The following is a 25,233-nucleotide window of genomic DNA, read 5'->3' as shown; positions in this document are numbered from 1 at the left end:
GAGGGGCACCGCCTGCGCGGCGCCCCAGCTCCCTTATTCCGCCGCCTCGGCCAGACCGTCGTCTTCCTCGAGTGCCTTGAGCTCGACGTTGAGGCCCAGCGAACGCATTTCCTTGACGAGCACGTTGAAGCTCTCCGGGATGCCGGCCTCGAAGGTGTCGTCGCCCTTGACGATCGCTTCGTAGACCTTGGTGCGGCCGACCACGTCGTCGGACTTCACCGTCAGCATTTCCTGCAGCGTGTACGCAGCACCGTACGCCTGCAGCGCCCAGACCTCCATTTCGCCGAAGCGCTGGCCGCCGAACTGCGCCTTGCCGCCCAGCGGCTGCTGGGTGACGAGGCTGTACGGCCCGATCGAACGCGCGTGGATCTTGTCGTCGACCAGGTGGTGGAGCTTCAGCATGTAGATGTAGCCCACGGTCACCTTGCGGTCGAACGCGTCGCCGGTGCGCCCGTCGTAGAGCGTCACCTGACCCGACGGATCCAGCCCGGCCATCTCCAGCATCCGCGACACGTCCGCTTCGCGGGCGCCGTCGAACACCGGCGTCGCCATCGGCACGCCGTTCTTCAGGTTCTGCGCCAGCTCGACGATCTCCTCGCCGTCGCGGGCGTCGATCTCGTCGTGGTACTGCTCGCCGTAGATGGTCTTGAGGCGATCCTTCACCGCGTCCGGCATCGCGCCGATCGACGGGTTCGGATTGGCCTCACGCCACTGCTCCAGCGCCTCGGTGACCTGCCGGCCAAGACCGCGCGCGGCCATGCCCAGATGGGTCTCGAAGATCTGCCCGACGTTCATGCGCGACGGCACGCCCAGCGGGTTGAGCACCAGGTCGACGGGGGTGCCGTCTTCCAGGAACGGCATGTCCTCCTGCGGCAGGATGCGCGAGATGACGCCCTTGTTGCCGTGACGGCCGGCCATCTTGTCGCCCGGCTGCAGCTTGCGCTTCACCGCGACGAAGACCTTGACCATCTTGAGCACGCCCGGCGGCAGCTCGTCGCCACGCTCCAGCTTCTCGCGGCGATCCTCGAACTTCTCGCGGATCTTGCGGGCAGCCTCGTCGTACTGGGCCTTCACGGCTTCCAGGTTCGACTGGACGGTGTCGTCCGCAACCGCGAACTTCCACCACTCGTGACGGTCGACGCTGTCGAGCACGTCGCTGTCGATCACCACGCCCTTCTTGACGCCCTTGGGCGCCGCGGTGGCGGTCTGGTCGAGCAGCATCTCGCGCAGGCGGCTCCAGGTCGCCCGGTTGAGGATCGTGCGCTCGTCGTCCGAGTCCTTCTTCAGGCGCTCGATTTCCTCGCGCTCGATCGCCATCGCGCGCTCGTCCTTGTCGATGCCGTGACGATTGAAGACGCGGACGTCTACGATCGTGCCGGCAACGCCCGGCGGCAGACGCAGCGAGGTGTCGCGGACGTCGGAGGCCTTTTCACCGAAGATGGCGCGCAGGAGCTTTTCCTCCGGCGTCATCGGGCTCTCGCCCTTCGGCGTGATCTTGCCGACCAGGATGTCACCCGGCTCAACCTCGGCACCCACGTACACGATGCCCGCCTCGTCGAGGTTGCGCAGCGCTTCCTCGCCGACGTTCGGGATGTCGCGGGTGATGTCCTCGGGCCCGAGCTTGGTGTCGCGGGCCATCACCTCGAACTCGTCGATGTGGATCGACGTGAACACGTCGTCCTTCACGATCCGCTCGGAGATGAGGATCGAGTCCTCGTAGTTGTAGCCGTTCCAGGGCATGAACGCGACGAGCGCGTTGCGGCCCAGCGCCAGCTCGCCGAACTCAGTCGACGGACCGTCGGCAAGCACGTCGCCCGCCTTCACCACGTCGCCCACCTTCACCAGCGGACGCTGGTTGATGCAGGTCGACTGGTTCGAGCGCTGGAACTTCATCAGCGTGTAGATGTCCACGCCGCTTTCGTTCGCATCGACGTCACCGGTCGCACGGATCACGATACGGGTCGCGTCGACCTGGTCGACGACGCCTGCACGCTTGGCCGAGATCGCGGCGCCGGAATCCCGGGCTACGGTCTCTTCCATGCCGGTGCCCACGAACGGAGCCTCGGCCTGGACCAGCGGCACCGCCTGGCGCTGCATGTTCGAGCCCATGAGCGCGCGGTTCGCGTCATCGTTCTCCAGGAACGGAATGAGCGAGGCCGCGACCGACACCAGCTGCTTGGGGCTGACGTCCATCAGGGTGATCTGATCGCGCATCGCCATCAGGAACTCGCCTGCCTGACGCGCGGAAATCAGGTCCTCGACAAAGCGACCCTCGGCATCGAGCTCGGCGTTCGCCTGCGCGACGGTGTGCTTCTGCTCTTCCATCGCCGACAGGTAAACGACTTCGTCGCTGACCTTGCCGTCGATGACCTTCCGGTACGGCGTCTCGATGAAGCCGTACTTGTTGACGCGCGAGAACGACGCCAGCGAGTTGATCAGGCCGATGTTCGGGCCTTCCGGCGTTTCGATCGGGCAGATACGGCCATAGTGGGTCGGGTGAACGTCGCGGACTTCGAAGCCCGCGCGCTCACGCGTCAGACCGCCCGGCCCGAGCGCCGAGACGCGACGCTTGTGCGTCACTTCGGAGAGCGGGTTGGTCTGGTCCATGAACTGCGACAGCTGCGACGAACCGAAGAACTCGCGCACCGCGGCGACCGCGGGCTTCGCGTTGATCAGGTCGTTCGGCATCACGGTCGAGACGTCGACCGAGCTCATGCGCTCCTTGACCGCACGCTCCATGCGCAGCAGGCCGACGCGATACTGGTTCTCCAGCAGCTCGCCCACCGAACGCACGCGACGGTTGCCCAGGTTGTCGATGTCGTCGACTTCGCCCTTGCCGTCCTTCAGGTCGACCAAGGTCTTCACGACCGCGAGGATGTCCTCGGTGCGCAGCGTCGTGACCGTGTCCTCGGCGTCGAGGTCCAGGCGCATGTTGAGCTTCACGCGGCCGACGGCCGAGAGGTCATAGCGCTCGGGATCGAAGAACAGGCCGCCGAACAGCGACTCCGCGGTCTCCAGCGTCGGCGGCTCGCCGGGGCGCATCACGCGATAGATGTCGGACAGCGCCTGCTCGCGCTCCTCGGCCTTGTCGGCCTTGAGCGTGTTGCGGATCCACGGACCGGTGGTCACGTGATCGATGTCGAGCAGCTCGATGCGATCAATGCCGGCCTTGTCCAGCAGCTCGAGGTTCTCGGCCGAAACCTCGTCGCCTGCCTCGATGTAGATGCGGCCCGTCGTCTCGTCGATCAGGTCATAGGCGCTGTAGCGGCCGTAGATTTCCTCGGTCGGGATCAGCAGGTCGGTGAGACCGTCCTTGCCGGCCTTGTTGGCGGCACGCGGGCTGATCTTCTGGCCGGCCGGGAAGATGACCTCGCCGGACTTCGCGTCGACGATGTCGAACGCCGGCTTCTGGCCGCGCCAGTTCTCGGCGGCGTACGGGATCTGCCAGCCACCCTCACCGCGCACGAAGGTGACGGTGTTGTAGAAGTGGTTGAGGATCTCTTCCGAGTTCAGGCCCAGCGCGTACAGCAGGCTGGTGACCGGCAGCTTGCGCTTGCGGTCGATACGGACGTTGACGATGTCCTTGGCGTCGAACTCGAAGTCGAGCCACGAGCCGCGGTACGGGATCACGCGCGCCGCGAAGAGGTACTTGCCAGACGCGTGGGTCTTGCCGCGGTCATGGTCGAACAGCACGCCCGGCGAGCGGTGCATCTGCGAGACGATGACGCGCTCGGTACCGTTGATGAAGAAGGTGCCGTTCTCGGTCATGAGCGGCATGTCGCCCATGTAGACGTCCTGCTCCTTGATATCGAGAACCGAACGGGCTTCCGTATCGGGATCGACCTCGAACACGATCAGGCGCAGCGTGACGCGCATCGGCGCCGCATAGGTGATGCCGCGCTGGCGGCACTCTTCGACGTCGAACTTCGGATCCTCAAGCTCGTAGGTCACGAAGTCGAGTTCGGCGGTGCCGGCGAAGTCGCGGATCGGGAAGACGCTGCGCAGCGTCTTTTCCAGGCCCGAGACATAGCCCGTCGACGGATCGCTCCGCAGGAACTGCTCGTAGGATTCGCGCTGAACCTCGATCAGGTTCGGCATCTGCACCACTTCGTGGATGTCGCCGAACACCTTGCGGATACGGCGCTTCGCGGTGCCGTTCTCGATTGCCTTGGTCGCCATGGGAGTAGGTCGCCTCGCTTGGTCAAATTTCAAGCCCGGGAGCCCCGGGCAGATGCGCGAACGAGACGCAAAAAGCCGCGTCATCCCTGATGGGATCGCAGCTTCGGGGCGTCTCGAAAGACCTCGGCCGATCCATTCGTCCAATGCGTTGCGCGACGACGCATCATTTCCCGATCGTGAGGCAGAGCCGGGATATAGGGGAGGGGTCGGAAACAGTCAAGGAAACGCGAACGTTGCGTGAGGGCGTCGCTTGATCCCGAGCCGAGGGGCGTGGTTCGGCCTGGCGCAGCATTGCCACGGTCCGGCGCACCGGGGCCTGATGGGTGCTGGCGGCGCGGACGCGGATCGGCGTTGGCGGAACGCATGACCATTCGCGCCATCGCTGCCACCACCGTTCTTCTCCTGCCTCTGGCCGCCGCCGCGCAGGATGCGGCGCCAGGACCGGTGCCGCTTCCCTGGACGCTGCCGCCCGGCAACAGTGTGACACCGCCAGCGGTCGAGCCGCCGGAAGTGACGCCGTCGGGTCCGGAAGCTGAGCCCAGGCCGACGCCCACCCCGCGCCGGACCGCGCGCCCGCAGTCGACGGCGACGCCCGCGCCAGCACCGGTCGCGGCGCCACGACCGCAGGCGACTCCTTCGCCGACTCCCGAAGTGGCGCCAACGGCTGAACCAATTCCGGAAACCGCGCCGACGCCCGAGCCGACGCCGGTGGCTCAGCCCGAGCCCGAGGCCGAACCGGCACCGGAGCCATCAGTCGCAACCGACCTGCCGCCGTCGACACCCGAGCCCGCAGGGGAGTCGCGCAGTTCGCTGTTGTGGATGCTGCTCGCGGCAGGGCTGGTCGCCGCACTAGCCGCGCTGCTGTTCTGGCGCCGCCGCAAGCCCGAAGAAACCTCAGACGAGGTTGCCGAAGTGGCGGCCGAGCCTGCCTCGATCGTGGCACCGCGCGTGGCGGCCGCACCGGAGCCTGTCGCTCCGGTGGAACCCGCGACACCTGCACAGCCGCGCTTTCTGAACCGCGCGGTGCCCGGCCCTGCGCCGACGCCTGCTGCTCCGCCCCAGGCATCCGAGCCGGAAGGCCCGAGCTTCCTGACGCGTCCGATGCCGGAACCAGAGGGCCTGGTCGTGTCGACCGCGTTCCGCACGCCGCCCGCCACGCCCGCCCCGGCTCCAGCGCCGGCGACAGAGCGGGCGCCGCTCGACTTCACTTTCCTGCCAATGGCGATGGGCACCGACGGCGACACGGCGGTGGTTCGCTTCGAACTCGGAGCCAGCAATCCGACCGACATGGCTGTGCCCGAGCTGCGCTTTGCCGCAGGCCTGTTCGGCGCCAGCCCGCAGCAGGATGCCGAGATCGAACGCTTCTTCGCGGAACTGCCGGTCCATGCGCAGCTCCAGCCGTTCCCGGTGGCGGCAGGGGAGGCGCGCAAGGTCGAAGCGACCGTGTCGTTGCCGCTCGACAACCTGCCGGTGTTGAGCGCCGGCGAGCGCCGCTTCTTCGTGCCGGTGATGGCGATCGACGCGCGCTACCGTTGGTCCGACGGACGCGAGGCACGCACCCGCGTCGCCTTTGTGGTCGGCCGTCAGATCCAGGGCAGCGACAAGCTGGCACCGGTGTTTCTCGACCGTGGCGACCGGATGGTCGATCGGCTCGAGGCGCGGCTCCACGGTGAGGTTCGTCGGGACTGAGGGAGGCACAGCCTCGCCTAGCCTCTTCCAGGAGGCGGGCGGGGCCGTGACATCGCCGGCGGAAGCTGGGGCTTCCGAGAACATCGTGCTCCTGTGCAGGCAGGGGCCCACGGGCCAAGCGGCTGTACTCGACCGGCCTTAGGCAGAAGCGCACGAACCCCGGTATGGGGCACCTGCCTGAACTCTCAGGCGCGTTTGCACGGCAAGGCGCAGGACCGTGTCTGCGTCGGTCGGAGCGGCGACCCGCATCCGGCGCCTTCAAGCACGAAAAAGGGGCGGCTCCTGGTCGGAGCCGCCCCTCTTCTTGTCGGCAAGTGCCGCCCGGCCGAAGCCGGGCGCCGCTTACTTGACCTCGACGGTCGCGCCGGCGCCTTCCAGCTGCGCCTTGATCTTGTCGGCTTCGTCCTTGGCGACGCCTTCCTTGACCGGCTTCGGCGCGCCCTCGACGAGAGCCTTCGCTTCGGTCAGGCCCAGGCCGGTGATCGCGCGGACTTCCTTGATGACGTTGATCTTCTTGCCACCGTCGCCGGTGAGGATCACGTCGAACTCGGTCTTCTCTTCGACAGCAGCAGCGCCGCCAGCAGCGCCGCCGGCAGCCGGAGCAGCCGCAACCGCAGCAGCGGCCGAAACGCCCCACTTCTCTTCGAGCAGCTTCGAGAGCTCAGCAGCCTCGAGGACAGTCAGTTCGCTCAGCTGGTCGACGATCGCGTTCAGGTCAGCCATGTGTAATCTCCAAAATCAGGTAGTTCGGGTTGATAGTCAGGGCAGGGGCGCCGATCAGGCGGCCTCCTGTTCCTTCTCCGCATGCGCCGCAAGCACGCGGGCGATCTGCGCCGCCGGTGCCTGGGTGATGGTCGCGAGCTTGGTCGCAGGTGCCACGATGAGCCCCACGATCTTCGCACGCAGCTCGTCGAGCGACGGCAGTGCGGCAAGAGCCTTCACGCCTTCGGCATCGAGAAGCTGGCCGCCCATCGCCCCGCCGACGATCTCGAGCTTGTCCGTGGTCTTGGCGAAGTCGTTGACGACCCGGGCAGCAGCCACGGGATCGGCAGACGTCGCAAGCGCGGTCGGCCCGGTCAGCAGGTCGGCGATAACCGAGTAATCGGTGCCTTCCGCTGCGATCTTGGCAAGGCGGTTCTTCGCGACCTTGTAGCTGGCGCCGGCTTCGCGCATCTTCGTGCGGAGTGCCGTCGACTGGGCGACGGTCATCCCGAGGTTGCGGGTGATGACCACCACGCCGACCTCGTTGAAGGTGCGGTTCAGCTCGGATACCAGCTCACTCTTTTGAGCGCGATCCATGCCGTTCTCCTCACAAATGGGCGGTGCGCGAGGCACAGCCCGGTACATGTCCCGATGGCGAACCACCGGGGGCGACGTGTCCGAGGGGCATGGGCTCTGGTGCCAGCGGATCAACCCGATGGCGGACCCGGCGCTGCTGGTGCAGGTCGCCAGGAATAGAATCACCTTCCCCGTCTAGGCAGGACATTAAGCCGGAAGCCGGCCCCTGCTGTCTCGGACGGCGAGCCGGACGCGCACGCGCGCCGGATCAGGTGGCGCCCATAGCAGACCGGCGCGGCGAAGCAAGCGAAACCCGAACGGGGTCCCGGAACGAAACAGGGCGGCGCCAGCAACTTAGCTGCTGCTGGTGAACATCGGAGAAAAACTGGTAAACGAGACGTTAAGATTCCGCTCGTGGCACGGTGCCACGGCCCGGAGGCCGTTCAATGCGTTTCGCCCGTTCCCTTTTCCTTGCAACTGCGCTGGCGGGCACGGTGCTTGCCGTCGCGCCGGCCCACGCTGCGCCAGTGCAGCCCAAGGTGGTGAGCGTGATGGAGACCGGCGGCGTCCTGCAACCCGGCGAATATCTCTGGGCGCCGGAAGGCGTGCCGCCGGGCAAGCTCGCCATCGTGGTCGATCTCCGGCGCGAGCGGCTCTACGTCTATCGCGGCGGCGTGGAGATCGGGCGGACGCTGATCATCTATGGTGCGGATCATAAGCCGACGCCGACGGGCAGCTTCCCGATCCTGGAAAAGGATCGCGATCACGTCTCGAACCTCTACAATGCGCCGATGCCGTACATGCTGCGGCTCACCTGGGGCGGCGTCGCGATCCACGGGTCGGGCGAGGACGTCGACAGCCGCTATGCGACCCACGGCTGCATCGGCGTCCCCGACGAGTTCGCAGCGCTGCTCTATGCGCAGGCCAGGAAGGGCGACACCGTCCTGGTGACGCGCGACTGGATGCCGGAGGTGTACGGCACCCAAGGGGTTCAGGTGGCGGTAGCCGGTTGAGGTCCTGGTTCAGACCACGCGCTTTTGCTGGCTGTGGCATTTCTGCAACCTAATCTCATGAAATCATGCGGATGCCGCTCTCGTTTGTTGCTGCCGTTCATCCCTGAGGCCTAAGCGAGCCTCATCCCGTGTTGGGTAAAAGGGGATGATCATGACCATGTTGTCGCTGCGCCGTCGGGCGCTCCTGAGCGCAAGCGCGCTCGTTGCCTTGGGCACTGCCGCTCCGGGCCTCGCTCAAACCGCGGATCAGGCTGGCACCCAGTCCGCATCGCCTGTCACCGAGTCGCAGGCTACGGACGCCACCACGCAGGACGAGGCTGATCCGGCGACCGAAGTGGTGGTCACCGGTTCGCGCATCGCGCGTCCCGAGTTCGATACGCTGCAGCCGACGCAGGTGATCGGTGCGGCCCAGATCGAGAACCGCGGCTACACCAACGTCGGCCAGGCGCTGACCGAGATCCCGGCCTTCGGCCCTCCGGGCAACAGCGGTGTGGGTGCGCAGTCGTCCTTCGGCCCGGCGCAGACCTTCGTCGACTTCTTTGGCTTGGGCACGCAGCGCACGCTGGTGCTCGTGAACGGCCGTCGCTTCGTGTCTTCGAACACCGCAAGCATCTTCGGCCCGGTGGCTGCCGGCACGCAGGTCGACCTCAACAACATCCCGACGACGCTGGTCCAGCGGGTCGAGACGGTCGCAATCGGCGGTGCGCCGATCTACGGTTCGGATGCGATCGCGGGCACCGTCAACATCATCCTGAAGCGCGACTATGAAGGCCTGAGCATCGAAGGCCAGACCGGCATCTCCGAGCAGGGCGATGCCCCGGACAACCGCATCAGCGTGCTGGCCGGCAAGAACTTCGCCGACGGGCGCGGCAACATCGTCATCTCGGGCGAATACAACCGGGTCAGTGGCCTGGTCGCGAACGATCGCAGCCGCACGCGGCAGGGCTTGTTCTTCGGCTCGCCGACCGGCGACTCCGATTTCCAGCGCGTGCTGTTCCCGAACCAGCGCTATACGGCGTTCACCTCGGGCGGCGTTCCGTTCAGCGCCGACGACGCGCTGGTTTCGCGCTCGGGCATTCGCAATGCCGCGGGCCAGCTGCTCCAGTTCGGCGACAACGGCACGCTGGTTCCGCTCGACCTCGGCACCCCCATGCGGCAGGGTTACATCAGCAGCGGCGGTAACGGCTTCGACCTGCCTGCGCAGACCAACCTGCTGACCGATTCCGAGCGCTACCTTGCCAACGCGCAGCTCAGCTATGAGCTTACGGACAGCGTTCGCTTCTTTGGCGAGGCTTGGTACTCGCACAGCAAGGGCGTGAACCTGATCGACCAGCCGAACTACAACACCTGGCTGTTCGACGACGCGGGGACCGCGGATGGCAACATCATCCTCAGCCTCAACAATCCGTACCTGAGCGCTGCAGATCGCGCGACGATCGCCGCCAACCTTGAGCCTGGCCAGGAGGAATTCTACCTGGGCCGGGCGCTGAACGACCTCACGACCGGCCGTTCGCAGGCGACGGTGGAAACCTACCGCTTCGTCGGCGGGTTCGACGGTGGCTTCAACATTGGTGAGCGTCGCTTCAACTGGGAAGCGTCAGCGGTGTACGGCCGCTCCGTCACGAAGGGCCGCAACTACGAACTGGTGCAGCAGAACTTCGCCAACGCGCTCGACGCGGTGGTGGATGCCAGCGGCAACATCGTGTGCCGGCCCGGCTACACCAGCGCCAGCATCGAAACGATCGGATCGACCTGCGCGCCGCTCAACATCCTGGGGAGTGGCCAGGCCAGCCAGGCCGCTCGCGACTACATCTTCGCGATCGCCACGCCCCGGTCGGTCAACGAGCAGCTGGTGTTCAACGCCAACGTGACCGGACCGATCTTCACGCTGTTCGGCAACGACGTGAACATCTCGGCAGGCTACGAGCATCGCGAAGAGAAGACCTCGTTCGATCCGGGCGACTTCTATCGTGGCGAGGAGCAGGAAGACGGCTCGCGCGTGCAGTACGGCCGCACGATCCCGATCGACCCGATCAGCGGCAAGTTCCACACCAACGAGGTGTTCGGCGAGCTGGTGATCCCGTTCGTTTCGAGCAAGAACGCGCTGAGCTGGCTGAACACGCTCGAGTTCGATGGCGCGGCGCGCTACGTCGACAACTCCCTTTCGGGCGGCGATCTGACCTGGACGGCCGGTGGCCGGATCGGCTTCATCCGCGACTTCACCATTCGCGGCAACTTCACCCGCTCCATCCGCTCGCCCGCGATCACCGAAGTGTTCAACCCCACCTCGCGTGCGTTCGACAGCGGCGCCGATCCGTGTGATCAGCGCTACTACCAGAGCGGGCCGAACCCTGCGGTTCGTGAAGCGAATTGCCGTGCCGCGGGTATCAACCCGGCAACCTTCGACTCCAACTTCAGCAACTTCACCATCCCGGTCACGGTTTCGGGTAACCCGAACCTCGAAAACGAGAAGGCGAATAGCTGGACCGTCGGTGCCATCATCCAGCCCCGGTTCGCGCGCAGCTTCACGCTTGCAGTCGACTGGATCAACATCGAGCTGAAGGATGCGATCACGTCCTTGGGCGGCGAGGACATCCTCAACGCCTGCTATGACTCGGCGGACTTCCCGAACAGCTTCTGCAGCCTGGTCACCCGCGATGCAGACGGTCAGGTGACGAACATCAACGAGGGCTACTACAACGCTGCAAGCTACAAGACGGCAGGGTTGCAGGCGACCGCGGCCTACCGCCTGCCGCTTACGCGCGTCGGGCTGGACAGCAGTGGAACGGTGGGCCTGTCGGTGAACTATTTCTACCGTGACAAGCTGGAAACCCAGGTCGGCACCGGCGACGTGAATCACTTCGCGGGTGAAGTCGGCTATCCGCGCCACTCCGGCACGGCGAACCTCACCTACGAGAGCGACAGCTTCAACCTGCTGTTCCAGGCTCGCTACACCGGCAAGGGTGAGTTCGACATTGACGAGGCGGACAATGCCCGCAACATCAGCGGCGTGGGCGACTGGTGGCTGTTCAACACCACCGTCGGTGTGAAGGTGAACGAGCAGTTCGGCCTGAAGCTGATCGTCGACAACGTGTTCGACAAGTCGGCACCCTATCCGGTTCCGGCCGGCGGGTTCGGTACCCAGACCTACTTCTCGGGTATCCTGGGCCGCTTCTTCCGGGTCTCGGCGACCGCCAAGTTCTGATCCGCGAAGATTGGACGATCAAATCAGCCGCCCGGGGAGACCCGGGCGGCTTTTTTCATGGCAGGCGCCCTGGATGCTCGCGCCGACCCACAGTTGAGGGTCCCGCTGAAGACGGCGCCCTGCTGACCCTTACTGCCGGGTAGATGGACGAGAGGCGTCCGGGCAGGGGAGGATGCAGCGCTGGCAAGGGAGCAGCGTAAGGGGCCGCAGCGGCCTGCTGCCGGCCGCACAAAAAAAGGGCCGGGATCGCTCCCGGCCCTTTCCGTTTGTATCGAGTCCCGAAGGGATCAGGCGGTGGCGACTTCCGCCACGTCCACCCGCACGCCCGGGCCCATCGACGACGAGAGCGCGACCTTCTTGAGGTACTTGCCCTTGGCGCCCGTCGGCTTGGCCTTGACCACTGCGTCGACCAGCGCGTCGAAGTTCGCGCGCAGGTCCTCGGCCGGGAACGATGCCTTGCCGATGCCGGAATGGATGATGCCGGCCTTTTCGACGCGGTACTCGACCTGACCGCCCTTGGCGGCTTCCACGGCGGCTGCGACGTTCATGGTCACGGTGCCGAGCTTCGGGTTCGGCATCAGGCCCTTGGGGCCCAGCACCTTACCGAGGCGGCCGACCAGGCCCATCATGTCCGGGGTGGCGATGCAGCGATCGAAGTCGATCTTGCCGCCCTGAATGGCTTCCATCAGGTCCTCGGCGCCGACGACGTCCGCACCGGCCGCGGTTGCTTCCTCAGCCTTGGCGCCGCGGGCGAACACGCCCACGCGCACCGTCTTGCCGGTGCCCTTGGGCAGGGTCACGACGCCGCGGACCATCTGGTCGGCGTGGCGCGGATCGACGCCCAGGTTGAGCGCGACTTCGACGGTCTCGTCGAACTTGGAGGTCGCGTTGGACTTCACCAGCGCGATCGCTTCGTCAACGCCGTGCAGCTTCTCGCTGTCGATCGTCCAGGTCTTCTGCTTCTTGGTCAGCTTGGCCATGATCTCAGCCCTCCACCACTTCGAGGCCCATCGCGCGGGCGGAGCCTTCGATGATCTTGGTCGCTGCCTCGATGTCGTTGGCGTTCAGGTCCTTCATCTTCGCGGTGGCGATGTCGGCCACCTGCGAACGCTTGATCGAACCCGCGGTCACCTTGCCCGGCTCCTTGGAGCCCGACTTCAGGTTCGCCGCCTTCTTGAGAAGGTAGGTCGCCGGCGGCGTCTTGGTCTCGAACGAGAAGGAGCGGTCGGCATAGACGGTGATGACGGTCGGGAGGGGGGTGCCCTTCTCGACGTCGCCGGTCTGCGCGTTGAACGCCTTGCAGAATTCCATGATGTTCACGCCGCGCTGACCCAGCGCCGGGCCGATCGGCGGCGACGGGTTGGCGGCACCAGCTGCAACCTGCAGCTTGATATAGCCGGTGATCTTCTTTGCCATGTTTCTCACTCTGTAGCGGGGCAGGGTCTGGCGACCTCGCCCGTTTCAAGTTTAGCGGTTCGATCGGCCGTCCGATGGACAGACGCCTCCCGCAAGTTTTCCACGCATGACGTTGGAAGGCGCGCGCATAGCCGAAGCCGGGGCGAAAGGCAATTGGCCGTGCCGGAGCCTCAGACCCGTGCGAACCAGATGACGTGCATCGGTCCCTTGCCATTCTCCCGGGCGCGGACGCGGACCTCGTCGACGGCAAAGCCCGCCTGGGCAAGTCGCCGTGCGAATGCCGGATCGGGCGCGGCCGACCACACGGCGAGGATGCCGCCCGGTCGTAGGGCTGCCCGCGCCCGCGCCAGCCCGCGCGCCGTGTACAGGCCGTCATTCTCTTGCCGGGTAAGACCGTCCGGACCATTGTCGACGTCCAGCAGGATCGCGTCATAGCGCTCGGGGCCTGCTGCAGCCTCGCCAATCGCCGCGCCCACGTCGCCCATCCGGATCGTGACGCGCGGATCGTCCAGACATCCCTGGGCGAGTTCCGCCATCGGGCCGCGCGCCCATTCGATGATGCCGGGCACCAGTTCGGCAACGGTCACCTGGGCGTCGGGACCTACCAGGCCGAGCACCGCACGCAGCGTGAAGCCCATGCCATAGCCGCCGATCAGCAGCCGCGGTGCCGGGCGCGCGCCGAGTCGATCGCAGGTCATGGTGCCCAGCGCGACCTCGGATCCCCGCATGCGGCTGCTCATCAACTCATTGCGTTCGAGCAGGATCATGAAGTCGCCGCCGCGGCGGACCAGCCGCAGCGGCGGCCCTCCCGGGACCTCGGCGACTCCGATCAGCTCGCGCGGAGTCACCGCTTGCGGGCTTTGCGCGCAGCGTAGCGGGCGTCGCGAGCGGCTTTCAGCTCTTCCGCCGTCTTCTGGGGCTTGGGCGCAGCAGGTGCCTGGGCAGCACGGGCTGCCTCCGCCTCGGCCAGCTTCGCTGCCTTCTCGGCTTCGGCGGCCTTCAGGCGCTCGGCACGACGCTCGGCCGCGGCAGCCTTGCGGGCTGCCTGGGTCGCCTCGCGCACCGCGATGGTCGCCGGATCCGCGGCGGGCTTGTTGCGGAGCTTTTCGAGCGCCGTCTGCTTGGCGGCACGCGATGCGGCTGCACGTTCGGAGAAATCGGGAGTCTTGTACCCTGCCATGTCTAGTCCGTCATGGGTCGCGACCGTCGCGACCGGAGAGGGAGCCCTTTAGACCAATCTCCCGCAGAGTCTCGCATGCGAATGGTGCGGATCGGGCGACGATGTCGAAAACGGCCTGCAAAACCCTCCGGTATTCATGCCCCGCTGTCAGTGCCGCGTCCACTTCAAGGCTTGAGTGCTTGATGCCTCGTCGCAAACTGCTTGCTGGAAAGGCCGATGCACCTGTACGTGACATTTCGATGACCCCCCCTCCACCGGACCAGTCACGCGATCGCCGGATCGAGGATCCTACCAACCTGTGGGTCATACACCCCGCGGGGCGGATGCTGCTGCCCTGGTTCATCGCCCGGGGCATCTCGGCAAACGCCGTTTCGGTCGGGGGGCTGACGCTCGGCGTCTTGGCCGCTCTCGCCTTCGGCCGCTGGGAACACTGGCCGTTCGTCGTGGCGGGATCGGTGCTGTCGGTCGCTTGGCTGATCGCCGACGGACTCGATGGCATGATCGCGAGGGCGACCGGCACGGCGAGCCCGCTCGGACGGGCGCTCGACGGCCTGTGCGATCATGGCGTCTTCATTCTGATCTACCTGGTTCTCGCCTCGTCGATCGGCACGCTCGATGGCTGGTTGCTGGCCATTGCAGCAGGTGTTGCGCACGCGCTGCAATCCAACCTCTACGAAGGGGAGCGCGCGCGCTTCCACCGCCGGTGCAAGGGATTGGCCTCGGCGCCCCCGCAACCCAGTCGCAACCCGCTTGTCCGGTTCTACGACGGCATTGCCGGGACGGTCGATCGGTTCGCCCGCCCGTTCGACGACGCCCTCCGCAACCGGAGCGACTCCGCGCGGCTTGCGGCTGCCTATGGCCAGCAGGCGGCCCGGCCGATGCGGTTGATGCGGTTGCTGACCGCCAACACGCGGGTGGGAGCGATCTTCGTCGCGTGTCTGGCGGGCGATCCGCGGCTGTTCTGGTGGTTCGAGATCGGACCGCTCACCCTTGTTCTGATCATCGGGCTGGTCTGGCATCGCAGCGTCGAGGCCCGACTAGCCCGCAGCGCGTCTCCGGTGGAGCGCGCCTTTTCCTCTATTCCAATCATCCAGTCGAAGGACGTGAAGAAGTAATGCCGAGCATCAACATCGCAGTCGTCGGCGTCGGTAACTGCGCCAGCTCCCTCGTTCAGGGACTTTCCCACTATCGCGACGGCGCCAACGAGCGGACGGGCCTGATGCATTGGGACCTTGGTGGCTACCGCCCGAGCGACATCAAGGTCGTGGCCGCCTGGGACGTGGACCAGCGCAAGGTCGGCAAGGATGTGGCGGAAGCGATCTTCGCCAAGCCGAACTGCACCGCGATCTTCTGTGCCGAAGTCGAGCCGACTGGCGCGATCGTTCAGATGGGCAAGGTGTTGGACGGCGTCGCCGACCACATGTCCGAGTACAAGGACGACCGCACCTTCCTGCTCGCCGACGCGAAGGAGCCGACGAAGGAAGAGGTCGTCGCAGCGCTCCGCGCGACCAACACCGACGTGCTGATGAATTATCTGCCGGTGGGCTCGCAGGCCGCGACCGAATTTTACGCGGAATGCGCGATCGAGGCGGGCGTCGCCTTCGTGAACAACATCCCGGTCTTCATCGCCAGCAACCCGGAATGGGCGAAGCGGTTCGAGGATGCGGGCGTGCCGATCGTCGGCGACGACATCAAGGCGCAGCTCGGCGCGACCATCGTGCACCGCGTGCTGACCGACCTGTTCGCCAAGCGCGGCGTGAAGCTGGAGCGGACCTATCAGCTCAACACCGGCGGCAACACCGACTTCCTCAACATGTCGAACCATCGCCGCCTGGAGTCCAAGAAGATCTCCAAGACCGAGGCAGTGCAGTCGGTTGCGGCCGAGCGGCTCGAGGAGGACAACGTCCACATCGGCCCGTCCGACTATGTGCCCTGGCAGAACGACAACAAGATCTGCTTCCTGCGCATGGAAGGCTCGATGTTCGGCGGCGTGCCGATGAACCTCGAACTGCGCCTTTCGGTCGAGGACAGCCCGAACAGCGCCGGCGTCGCGATCGACATGATCCGCTGCGCCAAGCTGGCGAAGGACCGGGGCCTCGCCGGTCCGATCGACGGCGCCTCCGCCTATTTCTGCAAGCATCCGCGCACGCAGATGACCGACGACCTCGCCCAGCAGGCGGTGGAAGCGTTCGTCGCGGCCCATTGAGGTGATCGACACCGCCATCCTGCTGGCAGCCGGTGAAGGAAGCCGGCTGCGTTCCGCAGCGCCGTTCAAGCCCTTGTGTACCGTCGGGGGCCGCCCCCTGGTGGATCACGCGATTGCGGGGCTGGCGGAGGCAGGCATGGCGCGCGTCGTGGTCGTGCTCGGCTATGGTGCCGAGCAGATCGAATCCCATCTCGGCGAGCGGGCTTGGCCGCTCGCCGTCGAGACGGTCCGGGTCGAGGATTATCGGCAGCCCAATGGCGTGTCCGTGTTGGCGGCAGAGCGGCATGTCGCCGGCGCGCCTGCCTTGCTCGCCATGTGCGATCATCTTGTCGACCCGGCCCTCTATCGACGGATGGCGGAGACGGGCGAGGCGACCACCGGCGCTCGCTTGGGCATCGACCGGCGGCTCGACAGCGACTGGATCGACCTGGACGACGTGACGCGCGTGCAGACCGCGGGCGAGCACATCGTCGCGATCGGCAAGGGGCTGCATCCCTACGACTGCTTCGACACGGGCGTGTTTGCGGTGGGGGCGGGGCTGTTCGCCTCGCTACGGACGCTCGCGGCGCCCTCGCTGACGGAAGGGATGCGCGCCCTTTCCCGCGATGGCGAGGCACGGGTGACCGACTGCAGCGACCTCGACTGGATCGACGTCGACGACCAATGGGCGCTCGACAAGGCGGAGGCGTGGCTCGCGGCCACCAGCGTCGCCTAGGCGCAGTTCCGTTGAGCGCAGGCTGGTGACGCAAAAGAAAGGCCGGAGCATGAAGCTCCGGCCTTTCTTGTTCGTACGGTGAGGACGCGACCGCGTAGTGCGATCGTGCGAAGCTTACTTGCTGCGCTCGACCTGCTCGAAGTCCAGTTCCACAGGCGTGGCGCGACCGAAGATCGACACCGACACCTTGACCTTCGACTTGTCGAAGTCGAGTTCCTCGACCAGCCCGTTGAAGCTGGCGAATGGGCCGTCGAGCACCTTCACCGAATCGCCGATCTCGAAATCGACCTTGATCTTCTGCTTGGGAGCAGCGGCGGCTTCCTGCTTGGTGTTCAGGATGCGCGCGGCCTCGGCCTCGCTGATCGGCTGCGGCTTGCCCGACGAACCCAGGAAGCCCGTCACCTTGGGCGTGTTCTTCACCAGGTGATAGACGTCGTCGTTCATGTCGAGCTTGGCGAGGACGTAGCCCGGAAAGAACTTGCGCTCCGACTGCACCTTCTTGCCGCGACGAACCTCCGTCACGGTCTCCACCGGCACCTCGACCGATTCGACCAGCCGGTCGAGCCCGAGGCGGGTGGCGTCGGCCAGGATCTGGTCGCGAACCTTGTTCTCGAAACCCGAATAGGCGTGGATGATGTACCAGCGCGACATGCAGTATCCTTTAGGCGGCCAGGCTCAGCAGCATCTTCACGATCGCGTCGAACGCCGAGTCCACCGCGAAGAAGAAGACGCCCAGCAGCGTTGCCATGATGACCACCATGACCGCCGTCATGACCGTTTCGCGGCGCGTCGGCCACGTGACCTTCTTGGTCTCGGTCTGAACCTGGCGGATGAACTCTGCCGGAGATGTCTTCGCCACTGTTTCACCTGAAAGTCTTGTGCGTCACCGACCGCGGGGCAAGGGTCCGCTGCCCGGTTCCTTTCCGAAGGAACCGGCGCAGGCCATCCACGCTGTCGGATTGGGTCTGGTATCTAGCGACGAAGCCTGCACGGTGCAAGCGATGGATGGGAAGGGCCAGCAGCGGCCTCTTCCCTGCTGTCAGAGGAGCCCTACCGCGAGGAAGCCGCCGACCAGTGCCACCAGCACGGCGATGCCGATCAGGTTCAGCCGCCGCTCGATGAACGCCTGTACGGGAGCGCCATAGCGCTTGAGCAGGAACGCGATCAGGAAGAAGCGGAAGGCGCGGGTGACCAACGCCGCGGCCATGAAGGCGGCGAAGTTGAACTTGGCCAGGCCGCTGGCGATCGTCACCAGCTTGAACGGGATCGGGGTGAGGCCCTTGATCAGGATGATCGCCGCGCCCCACTGCGCGTACCAGGCCTGGAACTCGTGTGCCTTGTCCTCAAGCCCGTAGAGGTGGATCAGCCACTGGCCCAGGCTGTCCCACAGGAAATAGCCGATCGCATAGCCAAACGCGCCGCCAAGCACGGAAGCGATCGTGCAGATCGCGGCGATGCGATAGGCGCGCTCGCGATGCTGCAGCACCACCGGGACGAGCACCACGTCGGGCGGGATGGGGAAGAAGGAACTCTCGCAAAACGACACCACCGCCAGGCTGCGGACGGCGTGGCGATGGTTGGCGAGGCGGAGCGTCCAGTCGTAGAGCGCGCGAAACATCGACAGGTCCTGGAAAAAGGCAGGCGACATGCCGGAAGGCGTGCCGGAAACCCGTCGCGGTCGCGTCAGGCGCGGGTTTCCTAGGCGGCCCGCAAAGGGCAGGCAAGCGGTCGAGGGATAGTGCGCCCGCCTGAGGCGGCAAAGCAGCGGTGGTCGGGCGAGCGTGCTCGCATCATGCTGCTGAAGGGAGACCTTGCCGCCGCCTCAGGCGAGGCGACGGCAGGTGCTGGCAGGAGTGGAGGGACTCGAACCCACGGCCCTCGGTTTTGGAGACCGATGCTCTACCAACTGAGCTACACTCCTATTGCCCCGCCCTGTATCCGCCGTTTCCGCCGGGGGCAAGGGCCCTCGGCATGCAAAAACGAGCCGGATGCACCGGGCGCCGGCTCTCGCGACGGGCAGCCGGGAACTCAGGCGGCGATGTCGTAGGGCTTGATCTCGCCGTTCAGGTACAGGTTGCGTGCCTTGGCGCGGCTGAGCTTGCCCGAGCTGGTGCGCGGCAGCGTGCGCGGCGGCACCAGTTCGATCACGCAGTTCATGCCGGTGACGGCGCGGACGCGCTCGCGGATCTCTTCCCGCAGGCGCTGGCGCTCGGCATCGTCCGACGCGCGACACTGCACTAGCACCGCGGGCGTCTCCTCGCCTCCAGGAGTGGTGATCGCAAAGGCGGCGATGTCACCGGCCTTGAAGCCGGGCAGCTGCTCGACCGCCCATTCGATGTCCTGCGGCCAGTGGTTGCGGCCGTTGACGATGATCATGTCCTTGGCTCGGCCCACGATATAGACATAGCCGTCCGACATGTAGCCCATGTCGCCGGTGTCGAGCCAACCATCGGCCATGCACGCCTCGGTCGCGGCCTCATCGCGGAAATAGCCGACCATGACCGACGGGCCCTTGCACCAGACCTTACCGATCGCGCGCTCGGGCAGCGGGGTGCCGTCCTCCTCGCGGATCTCGACGGTCATGTCCCGCACCGGCTTGCCGCAGTTGACGATCGCGCGGAATCGCTGCGGGCGATCGCCGTGGCGGTCCCCGCCCGAGAGCTCGGTTTCCTCGACCAGCTCGACCTGGATGCCTTCGCCCGGCGGCATGATCGAGACCGCCAGCGTCGCCTCCGCAAGGCCGTAGCTGGGCAGGAAGGCGGAGGCCTGGAAGCCCGCGTCGCCGAACGCATCGACGAAGCTCTGCATCACGTCCGGGCGGATCATGTCGGCGCCATTGCCCGCCACGCGCCAGCGAGACAGGTCGAAGCGATCCGACGCCTTGGTCTGCGACGACATGCGGCGCGCGCAAATGTCGTAGCCGAAGGTCGGCGAATAGGAGAGGGTGGTGCCCGTGTTGCGGCTAATGAGGTCGAGCCAGGCGAGCGGGCGCCGCGCAAAGTCCTCGGTCTTGAGATAGTCGGTCGAAACCTGGTTCGCGACCGGCGACAGGAAGCAGCCGACCAGGCCCATGTCGTGGTACCAGGGCAGCCAGGAAACACAGCGGTCGGTGCCGACCAGCTTCATGCCGTGGCTGTGCGCGGCCAGGTTGTTGAGCAGCGCATGGTGCGTGATGGCGACGCCATGCGGGAAGCGCGTCGAGCCGCTCGAATATTGCAGATAGGCAATGTCGTCGCCCTTGGCGGTCGGCAGCTCGGCCTCGGGCGCCTCGCGGGTCGCGAACTCGGACCAGTCGATCCCTTCGACGCCGGCGATACGCGCGGCTTCACCGGCCATCTGCGCGAGCTCGGGCGGGAAGATCAGCATCTTGGGGTCGCAGCTCGAAAGCTGGACGCGCAACTGCTCGACATAGGCCTCGCGGCCACCGAAGGAGGTGGGCAGCGGCAACGGAACCGGCCAGGCGCCTGCATAGACCACGCCGAAGAACAGGCTCGCGAACTCGGCGCCGGTCTCGGCGACCAGCGCGATGCGGTCCTCTGGGCGAACGCCGGCCGCGATCAGGCGGCGCGCCTGGGTCAGCGCGTCTTCGCGGAGCTCGGAATAAGGGTAGGCACGGATCAGGGTACCGCGCGCATCATGGAAGTTCAGCCCGCGGACGCCGGAGGCTGCGTAATTCAGCGCCTCACCCAGCGTATCGAAGTCGGCAAAACGGCGCGGCAGCGTATCGATCGTGGGCGTGCCACCCGGTGCCGTTGCTTCCATATCGGTGTTCATCGTCAAAAAGCGTCCTCCCTGCGGCGACGGCCCGCCATCCAGCGCGCGAACGCGCGACGGCCTGGCGTCACGGCAATCCCGTTCAAAATCACTGCCCAGTGTGGCACAAACATGGCGCATGTCCTACGCCCGCCGCCCCACCGCCTCGCCTAAGCCGCTCGACGCAGCGGCGCTCGAGCGGTTGGCGTTGCGCTATGTCGAGCGGTACGCGACCACCCGCGCACGGCTGCGCCAGTATCTTGCCCGTAAGCTGCGCGAGCGCGGCTGGGAAGGTGCAGAAGCGCCGGCGGTCGATTCGCTGGCGGAACGCATGGCCGAGCTGCGCTATGTCGACGACCGCGTTTTTGCAGAGAACAAGGCTTCCGCAATGGGGCGGCGGGGACTGGGGGTGCGCCGCGTCGAAGAGGCCCTCCGGCACGCGGGCGTCGAGGCTGACGACATCGAGGAAGTCGCGGGGGCCAGCGCCGATGAGGCGGCGGAGAGCGCACTGCGTTTCGCCAAGCGTCGGAAAATAGGGCCGTTTTCGCCGTCGCCTCCGGAGCCGGACCTCGTGCGGAAGCAGGTGGCCGCGATGGTCCGGGCTGGCCACGCGCCGACGATCGCATGGCGGATCGTGCGCCTCACGCCGGGAGAGGACACGGGATTTCTTCTGGACGAGGAAAACCGAAACAAAACGTCGCCATCGGGCTGGGAGCTGTGATAGGCCTTCGAGCCGGGGGAACAATATAGATGCGTGCGGAACCGCAGCGCGCACCGCTCGACCGCGAAGGCGAGACGCGCGAAGATCAAGAGAGGGGAGCCGGCGTTGCCGATGCGGCCGTTGCCGTGTCCGGCGTCGTCAAATGGTTCGACGTGACGCGAGGCTTCGGCTTCATCGTCGCGGACGATCCGGAACATGGGGACGTGCTGGTGCACTTCTCCGTGCTTCAGCCGCACGGCAGGCGGACCCTGCCGGAAGGCGCACGGGTCGAATGCCTGGCCACGTGGCGGCAGCGCGGCATGCAGGCCCGCGAAGTGCTCTCGATCGACCTGTCCCAAGCCGTGGAGGAACAGCGGCCGCGCGCCAGCGGGCGAAGCGAGCGCGTCGACTTGATCGCTTCCGCCGGGGCGTTCGAGCCCGTCGCCGTCAAATGGTTCAACCGGCTCAAGGGCTATGGCTTCCTGTTGCGTGCAAGCGACGGCGCCGATGTGTTCGTCCATATGGAAACCCTGCGGCGCGGTGGTATCGAGGAACTCGAGCCCGACCAGCCGATGCGCGCACGGGTGGTGGAAGGCGAGCGCGGGTTGCTCGCCGTGGTTGTCGAGAGGGCGGAAGCGTGATCAGCAAGGGTGTGCGGGCGGCGCTGGTCGCAGCGGCGATGGCGCTGTGCGGTGCGTGCACGAGCAACGGCAATGAGGCGAGCAATGCGACGAGCGTGTTGCCCCGGACCGAGGTCACCATCGAAAGTGCTGGCGGGGCGCACCGGTTCGACGTGGAAGTCGCCCGTACCGAAAAGGAGCAGGCTGACGGCCTGATGTACCGCACCAACATCCCGCAGGACGGTGGCATGTTGTTCGCGCCCTATCCGGCCGGTGGCGGGGCGCCGCGCGCGGCGAGCTTCTGGATGAAGAACACGCCTTCGCCGCTCGACATTCTGTTCATCCGTGCGGACGGCACGGTGGCGACGCTTGCCGAGAACACCATTCCCTTTTCCGAAGCGCCTGTATCGTCGCGCGAGCCGGTCAGCGCAGTGCTGGAGATCCGCGGCGGCCGTGCCGCCGAACTGGGCATCGCCGAGGGCGACAAGGTGCGCTGGAAGGACGTCGCGGCCAAGTAAAGATGGCCGGATCGCCCGCTTTCGCCCCCCGAGACGTTCGAAGCTGGTTGCTGGCAGGCGCGGGCAGGGGTAAGCGGCAGCGCATGGGCATGCTCAAATCGATCTTCACCTGGTGGGAAGGCGCCACCATCGGCACCACGCTTGCACTGCGCGGCAGGAAGAAGGTGGGCACCGATTCGTTCGGCAACGTTTATTACGAGGGCGGCTCCGACACGAACGGCCAGCCGCGCCGCTGGGTGATCTATGCGGGCAACAACGACGCGAGCCTCGTCCCGCCCGAGTGGTTCAGCTGGCTGCACCACCAGATCGACGGCCTGCCGAGCGAGGCGCTGCCGCCGGTCCGTACCTGGGAAAAGCCGGCAGAGGGCAACCACACCGGCACGCCGCTGGCGTGGCGGCCGCCGGGCGCGCTGGACCAGGGCGGCCAGCGCATTCGCGCAACGGGTGATTACGAGGCGTGGAGCCCCGACGCGTGAATCGCCGCCTGGCCCTGATCGGGCTGGTACTGGCGGTGCTGATCGCGGTCGGAGCCTGGCTTTACCTGCGCCCGAGCGCTGAGCGGGGGGACGGTGCTCCCGATCCGGAGGCGGTTGCGTTCGACGCTGCTGATGGCGCGGCGCCCGCAGCGGATGTCGTGAGCGTGGCGAGCGGCGACGCGGTCGCGGTGCCTGGCGCGACGCCGATGGCGGAGCGGGTCGCGGTGATCGGCTTCCTGAACAAGCGGAACGGGGAAACCCGTGAGCTGACCATGAAGCCGGGCGAGGCACGGCGGATCGGCGATGCCGTGGTCCGTCTGCGCGCCTGCGAGCGCACGGCTCCCTGGGAGCAGGAGCAATATACCGGCGCGTTCGTGCAGCTCGACGCCCGCGGCGCAGACGGGCGCTGGCGGCGCACCTTCTCGGGCTGGTTGTTCAAGGAGCGGCCGGCGCTGAACGTGGTGCAGCACCCGATCTACGACGTGTGGCCCAAGAGCTGCACGATGCGCTTCCCTGAAACCGGGCCGGACACGGTGTCGGCGCCGAGCACAGGCGGGAGCCGGTCGAGCGCGAAGAAGTCGGGCGGCGAGTCGGCGGGCGCGGTAGCGTCGGGACCGGCTGCTCCTGAGCCAAGCGCGGCGGCCAACAGCACCGAGTAATCTGCTCGATCGACCTCCACGACACCCAGGGTGGCGAGGTGGTCGGTCTGAAATTGACAGTCCAGGAGCGTGAAGCCGCCGACCCGGAGCCGGGCGACGAGCCAGGCGAGCGCGACTTTCGACGCGTCGGTGGCGCGGCTGACCATGCTCTCCCCGAAGAAGGCGCGGCCGAGCGCCAGGCCGTAGAGGCCGCCGACGAGGCGGTCGCCGTCCCAGCATTCGACCGAATGGGCGAAGCCCAGCGCGTGAAGGCGCAGGAATACGTCTTCGATAGGGCCGCTGATCCAGGTTTCCGGGCGGTCGGGGGCGGTTTCGGCGCAGAGCTGCAGGATGTCGCCGAAAGCCTGGTCGACGGTGACGCGGAAGCGATCGGCGGCGAGTGTCTTCCGCAGTGAGCGGGAGCAGTGGAAGCCGTCGAGCGGCAGGATGCCACGGCGCCGCGGCTCGACCCAGAAGACCGAGTCGGCATCGCGATGGTCGGCCATGGGGAAGACACCCATGGCATAGGCGCGCAGCACCGTCTGGGGATCGAGGGGCACGGACGGGGCCATGGGGGAAGCCTAGCCGGTTGGAGACCCAAAGGAAAAGGGCCGGCGGCACATGCCACCGACCCTTCGAAACCGACTCGGAGAAAGTTGGATCAGGCCTTGCAGCTCTGCGCCGGCTTGCCCGGCTGGGTGAGGGTGATCGACTTGGCGTCGCCGGTCAGGCTGTAGCCATCGGCCTTGAGCGGATCGCCGGCCTTTTCGGCCTTGAGCGAAACGGCGGTGCCGCCCTTTTCGGTGCGCAGGTTGGCCAGCTTGTCGCCCGCGAAGAAGTCGACGTAGACGAGCGTGTTGTCCTTGCAGCGGAAGGTGCTGGTCGCCTTCACCGCCGGCGGCAGTTCCACCGGAGCGGCGTTGGCGAGCTGGGAGGCCATCGGGTCCGGCGCACGGGCGTCGACGGTCTCGGTCTTCTGTTCGCAGCCCGCGAGAAGAGAAAGCGCGAGGGCCGCAGCGGCAGTGGGGAGCAGGGAGCGTTTCATAGCGCGGGTTGCTTCGCCCATGGGATACGCCCCGTCAAGCGTAAGGAGATAACAAAACACGCGGCTGCCGTGGCGCAGCATTACCCGAAGCGACCTGCCGGACCCGTAACGATCGGCCCTGTATGGGAGCGGTACCGCCTCCAAGCGGAGGCGGCGCCGCAGTGCGGCAAGCCTTGGGCGTCAGGCGTTGCTGCTGCCGGTCTGGCTGCGCATGCTGCCGCGGTCCTGGACCAGCGACGGCGCGGGGCCGGTCGCCGGCCGGAGCGCATCGCGCTCGCCGGCGGGGACCGGCGCGGTCGGATCGGGGCGGAACGCCTCCGGCGCGCGATCCTTGGGGCCGGGATGCGGCTTGTCGAGGGCGAGATCGACGGGGACGTGCTCGCCGGTGCCGACGTCGCCGGCGCGGGCATCGCGCTGCTGGCGCGCGAGCAGCCAGCCGCCAAGCCCGAGCGCCACGCCCAGCAGGCCGATGCCGGCCGTCATCAGCCGGGAGCGGGCGGGAGCGGTCGCGGTGCGGCGACGAGTAGCGGGGGCCTGGGCCATGAAGATCCTTCCTGAGTTCGGTTCTGCGCGCTCCAACCGCCGGGGCGGGAGCGGGGTTC

25 protein-coding genes, 1 tRNA gene and 1 pseudogene are annotated in these 25,233 nt (G+C 66.8%); 12 read left to right on the top strand and 15 right to left on the bottom strand.

Going from position 1 to position 25,233, the window contains the following annotated elements; genetic code table 11:
* Nucleotides 1-33: 33 nt before the first annotated feature.
* Complete coding sequence (rpoB, locus tag MHZ35_RS06100) at nt 34-4,179, bottom strand: DNA-directed RNA polymerase subunit beta (protein ID WP_239434803.1); 4,146 nt, start codon at nt 4,177-4,179, stop codon at nt 34-36.
* Between the two features lie 363 nt (nt 4,180-4,542).
* Here rpoB and MHZ35_RS06095 point away from each other — a divergent pair, with 363 nt between their 5' ends.
* A complete protein-coding gene (locus MHZ35_RS06095; protein WP_239434802.1) occupies nt 4,543-5,868 on the top strand; it encodes a hypothetical protein in 1,326 nt (441 codons plus the stop codon).
* 342 nt (nt 5,869-6,210) lie between these two features.
* Here the strand turns inward: MHZ35_RS06095 and rplL are convergent, their stop codons facing one another.
* Nucleotides 6,211-6,591: a 50S ribosomal protein L7/L12 gene (gene rplL / locus MHZ35_RS06090; RefSeq protein WP_239434801.1), complete on the bottom strand. Its 381-nt coding sequence runs from the start codon at nt 6,589-6,591 to the stop codon at nt 6,211-6,213.
* 54 nt (nt 6,592-6,645) lie between these two features.
* Entirely contained in the window at nt 6,646-7,167 is a 522-nt protein-coding gene (rplJ, locus tag MHZ35_RS06085; protein WP_129340033.1) for a 50S ribosomal protein L10, read from the bottom strand.
* 46 nt (nt 7,168-7,213) lie between these two features.
* On the opposite strand from rplJ, the gene MHZ35_RS17995 reads away from it, so the two are divergent.
* The 3 genes from MHZ35_RS17995 to MHZ35_RS06075 all read left to right on the top strand — a co-directional run bounded on the left by MHZ35_RS17995 (nt 7,214) and on the right by MHZ35_RS06075 (nt 11,364).
* Nucleotides 7,214-7,345: a hypothetical protein gene (locus MHZ35_RS17995; protein ID WP_274615684.1), complete on the top strand. Its 132-nt coding sequence runs from the start codon at nt 7,214-7,216 to the stop codon at nt 7,343-7,345.
* Nucleotides 7,346-7,592: 247 nt separating this feature from the next.
* Nucleotides 7,593-8,159, top strand: coding sequence for a L,D-transpeptidase family protein (locus tag MHZ35_RS06080; protein WP_239434800.1), 567 nt, complete (start codon nt 7,593-7,595; stop codon nt 8,157-8,159).
* Between the two features lie 151 nt (nt 8,160-8,310).
* Nucleotides 8,311-11,364: a TonB-dependent receptor domain-containing protein gene (locus tag MHZ35_RS06075; protein ID WP_239434799.1), complete on the top strand. Its 3,054-nt coding sequence runs from the start codon at nt 8,311-8,313 to the stop codon at nt 11,362-11,364.
* A 287-nt stretch (nt 11,365-11,651) separates the two neighbouring features.
* Here MHZ35_RS06075 and rplA read toward each other — a convergent pair whose 3' ends face one another.
* The 4 genes from rplA to MHZ35_RS06055 all read right to left on the bottom strand — a co-directional run bounded on the left by rplA (nt 11,652) and on the right by MHZ35_RS06055 (nt 13,960).
* Nucleotides 11,652-12,344: a 50S ribosomal protein L1 gene (rplA, locus tag MHZ35_RS06070; protein ID WP_239434798.1), complete on the bottom strand. Its 693-nt coding sequence runs from the start codon at nt 12,342-12,344 to the stop codon at nt 11,652-11,654.
* Nucleotides 12,345-12,348: 4 nt separating this feature from the next.
* Nucleotides 12,349-12,780, bottom strand: coding sequence for a 50S ribosomal protein L11 (gene rplK, locus MHZ35_RS06065; RefSeq protein ID WP_125960771.1), 432 nt, complete (start codon nt 12,778-12,780; stop codon nt 12,349-12,351).
* Nucleotides 12,781-12,950: 170 nt separating this feature from the next.
* Entirely contained in the window at nt 12,951-13,628 is a 678-nt protein-coding gene (locus tag MHZ35_RS06060) for a spermidine synthase (protein ID WP_239434797.1), read from the bottom strand.
* Nucleotides 13,625-13,960 (bottom strand): DUF6481 family protein, encoded by a 336-nt coding sequence (locus MHZ35_RS06055; protein WP_239434796.1) that lies wholly within the window; start codon nt 13,958-13,960, stop codon nt 13,625-13,627. Before MHZ35_RS06055 ends, MHZ35_RS06060 begins: the two co-directional genes overlap by 4 nt.
* Before the next feature lie 239 nt (nt 13,961-14,199).
* Here MHZ35_RS06055 and MHZ35_RS06050 point away from each other — a divergent pair, with 239 nt between their 5' ends.
* The 3 genes from MHZ35_RS06050 to MHZ35_RS06040 are packed head-to-tail and all read left to right on the top strand — an operon-like array spanning nt 14,200 to nt 16,881.
* Nucleotides 14,200-15,075: a CDP-alcohol phosphatidyltransferase family protein gene (locus tag MHZ35_RS06050; protein WP_239434795.1), complete on the top strand. Its 876-nt coding sequence runs from the start codon at nt 14,200-14,202 to the stop codon at nt 15,073-15,075.
* Nucleotides 15,075-16,166, top strand: coding sequence for an inositol-3-phosphate synthase (locus MHZ35_RS06045; RefSeq protein WP_239434794.1), 1,092 nt, complete (start codon nt 15,075-15,077; stop codon nt 16,164-16,166). The genes MHZ35_RS06050 and MHZ35_RS06045 overlap by 1 nt, the downstream gene beginning before the upstream one ends.
* Nucleotide 16,167: 1 nt before the next feature.
* Nucleotides 16,168-16,881, top strand: coding sequence for a phosphocholine cytidylyltransferase family protein (locus MHZ35_RS06040; protein ID WP_239434793.1), 714 nt, complete (start codon nt 16,168-16,170; stop codon nt 16,879-16,881).
* 114 nt (nt 16,882-16,995) lie between these two features.
* Here the strand turns inward: MHZ35_RS06040 and nusG are convergent, their stop codons facing one another.
* From nusG to MHZ35_RS06015, 5 genes are all read right to left on the bottom strand, one after another.
* Complete coding sequence (gene nusG / locus MHZ35_RS06035; protein ID WP_125960777.1) at nt 16,996-17,532, bottom strand: transcription termination/antitermination protein NusG; 537 nt, start codon at nt 17,530-17,532, stop codon at nt 16,996-16,998.
* Nucleotides 17,533-17,542: 10 nt separating this feature from the next.
* Nucleotides 17,543-17,740, bottom strand: coding sequence for a preprotein translocase subunit SecE (gene secE / locus MHZ35_RS06030; protein ID WP_125960778.1), 198 nt, complete (start codon nt 17,738-17,740; stop codon nt 17,543-17,545).
* 180 nt (nt 17,741-17,920) lie between these two features.
* Nucleotides 17,921-18,529, bottom strand: coding sequence for a YqaA family protein (locus MHZ35_RS06025; RefSeq protein ID WP_239434792.1), 609 nt, complete (start codon nt 18,527-18,529; stop codon nt 17,921-17,923).
* 197 nt (nt 18,530-18,726) lie between these two features.
* Nucleotides 18,727-18,802: transfer RNA gene (locus MHZ35_RS06020), tRNA-Trp, on the bottom strand.
* A 107-nt stretch (nt 18,803-18,909) separates the two neighbouring features.
* Nucleotides 18,910-20,655 (bottom strand): fatty acyl-AMP ligase, encoded by a 1,746-nt coding sequence (locus MHZ35_RS06015; RefSeq protein WP_239434791.1) that lies wholly within the window; start codon nt 20,653-20,655, stop codon nt 18,910-18,912.
* Nucleotides 20,656-20,773: 118 nt separating this feature from the next.
* On the opposite strand from MHZ35_RS06015, the gene MHZ35_RS06010 reads away from it, so the two are divergent.
* From MHZ35_RS06010 to MHZ35_RS05990, 5 genes and pseudogenes are all read left to right on the top strand, one after another.
* Nucleotides 20,774-21,355 carry a regulatory protein RecX gene (locus MHZ35_RS06010; RefSeq protein WP_239434790.1) on the top strand — a complete coding sequence of 194 codons (582 nt, stop codon included), beginning with the start codon at nt 20,774-20,776 and terminating at the stop codon, nt 21,353-21,355.
* A gap of 29 nt (nt 21,356-21,384) precedes the next feature.
* On the top strand, nt 21,385-21,975 hold the full coding sequence (locus MHZ35_RS06005) for a cold-shock protein (RefSeq protein ID WP_125960781.1): 591 nt from the start codon (nt 21,385-21,387) through the stop codon (nt 21,973-21,975).
* Nucleotides 21,976-22,013: 38 nt separating this feature from the next.
* Complete coding sequence (locus MHZ35_RS06000; RefSeq protein WP_274615691.1) at nt 22,014-22,472, top strand: DUF192 domain-containing protein; 459 nt, start codon at nt 22,014-22,016, stop codon at nt 22,470-22,472.
* A gap of 83 nt (nt 22,473-22,555) precedes the next feature.
* A complete protein-coding gene (locus MHZ35_RS05995) occupies nt 22,556-22,948 on the top strand; it encodes an NADH:ubiquinone oxidoreductase subunit NDUFA12 (protein ID WP_239434788.1) in 393 nt (130 codons plus the stop codon).
* Between the two features lie 206 nt (nt 22,949-23,154).
* Nucleotides 23,155-23,388 (top strand): annotated as a pseudogene (locus MHZ35_RS05990) (DUF2155 domain-containing protein); the annotation flags it as partial.
* Nucleotides 23,389-23,423: 35 nt separating this feature from the next.
* Here MHZ35_RS05990 and aat read toward each other — a convergent pair.
* From aat to MHZ35_RS05975, 3 genes are all read right to left on the bottom strand, one after another.
* Complete coding sequence (gene aat / locus MHZ35_RS05985) at nt 23,424-24,158, bottom strand: leucyl/phenylalanyl-tRNA--protein transferase (RefSeq protein WP_239434787.1); 735 nt, start codon at nt 24,156-24,158, stop codon at nt 23,424-23,426.
* 89 nt (nt 24,159-24,247) lie between these two features.
* Nucleotides 24,248-24,631, bottom strand: a complete 384-nt coding sequence (locus MHZ35_RS05980) for a hypothetical protein (RefSeq protein ID WP_132883488.1) — start codon at nt 24,629-24,631, stop codon at nt 24,248-24,250.
* 180 nt (nt 24,632-24,811) lie between these two features.
* Nucleotides 24,812-25,174 (bottom strand): hypothetical protein, encoded by a 363-nt coding sequence (locus MHZ35_RS05975; protein WP_239434786.1) that lies wholly within the window; start codon nt 25,172-25,174, stop codon nt 24,812-24,814.
* Nucleotides 25,175-25,233: the final 59 nt, after the last annotated feature.

The sequence above is a fragment of the Sphingomonas sp. ACRSK genome (genome assembly GCF_022346685.1).
GTDB lineage: Bacteria > Pseudomonadota > Alphaproteobacteria > Sphingomonadales > Sphingomonadaceae > Sphingomonas > Sphingomonas molluscorum.
Note: the sequence above shows the minus strand (reverse complement) of the source record. Positions and strands in the feature narration are given on the sequence as shown.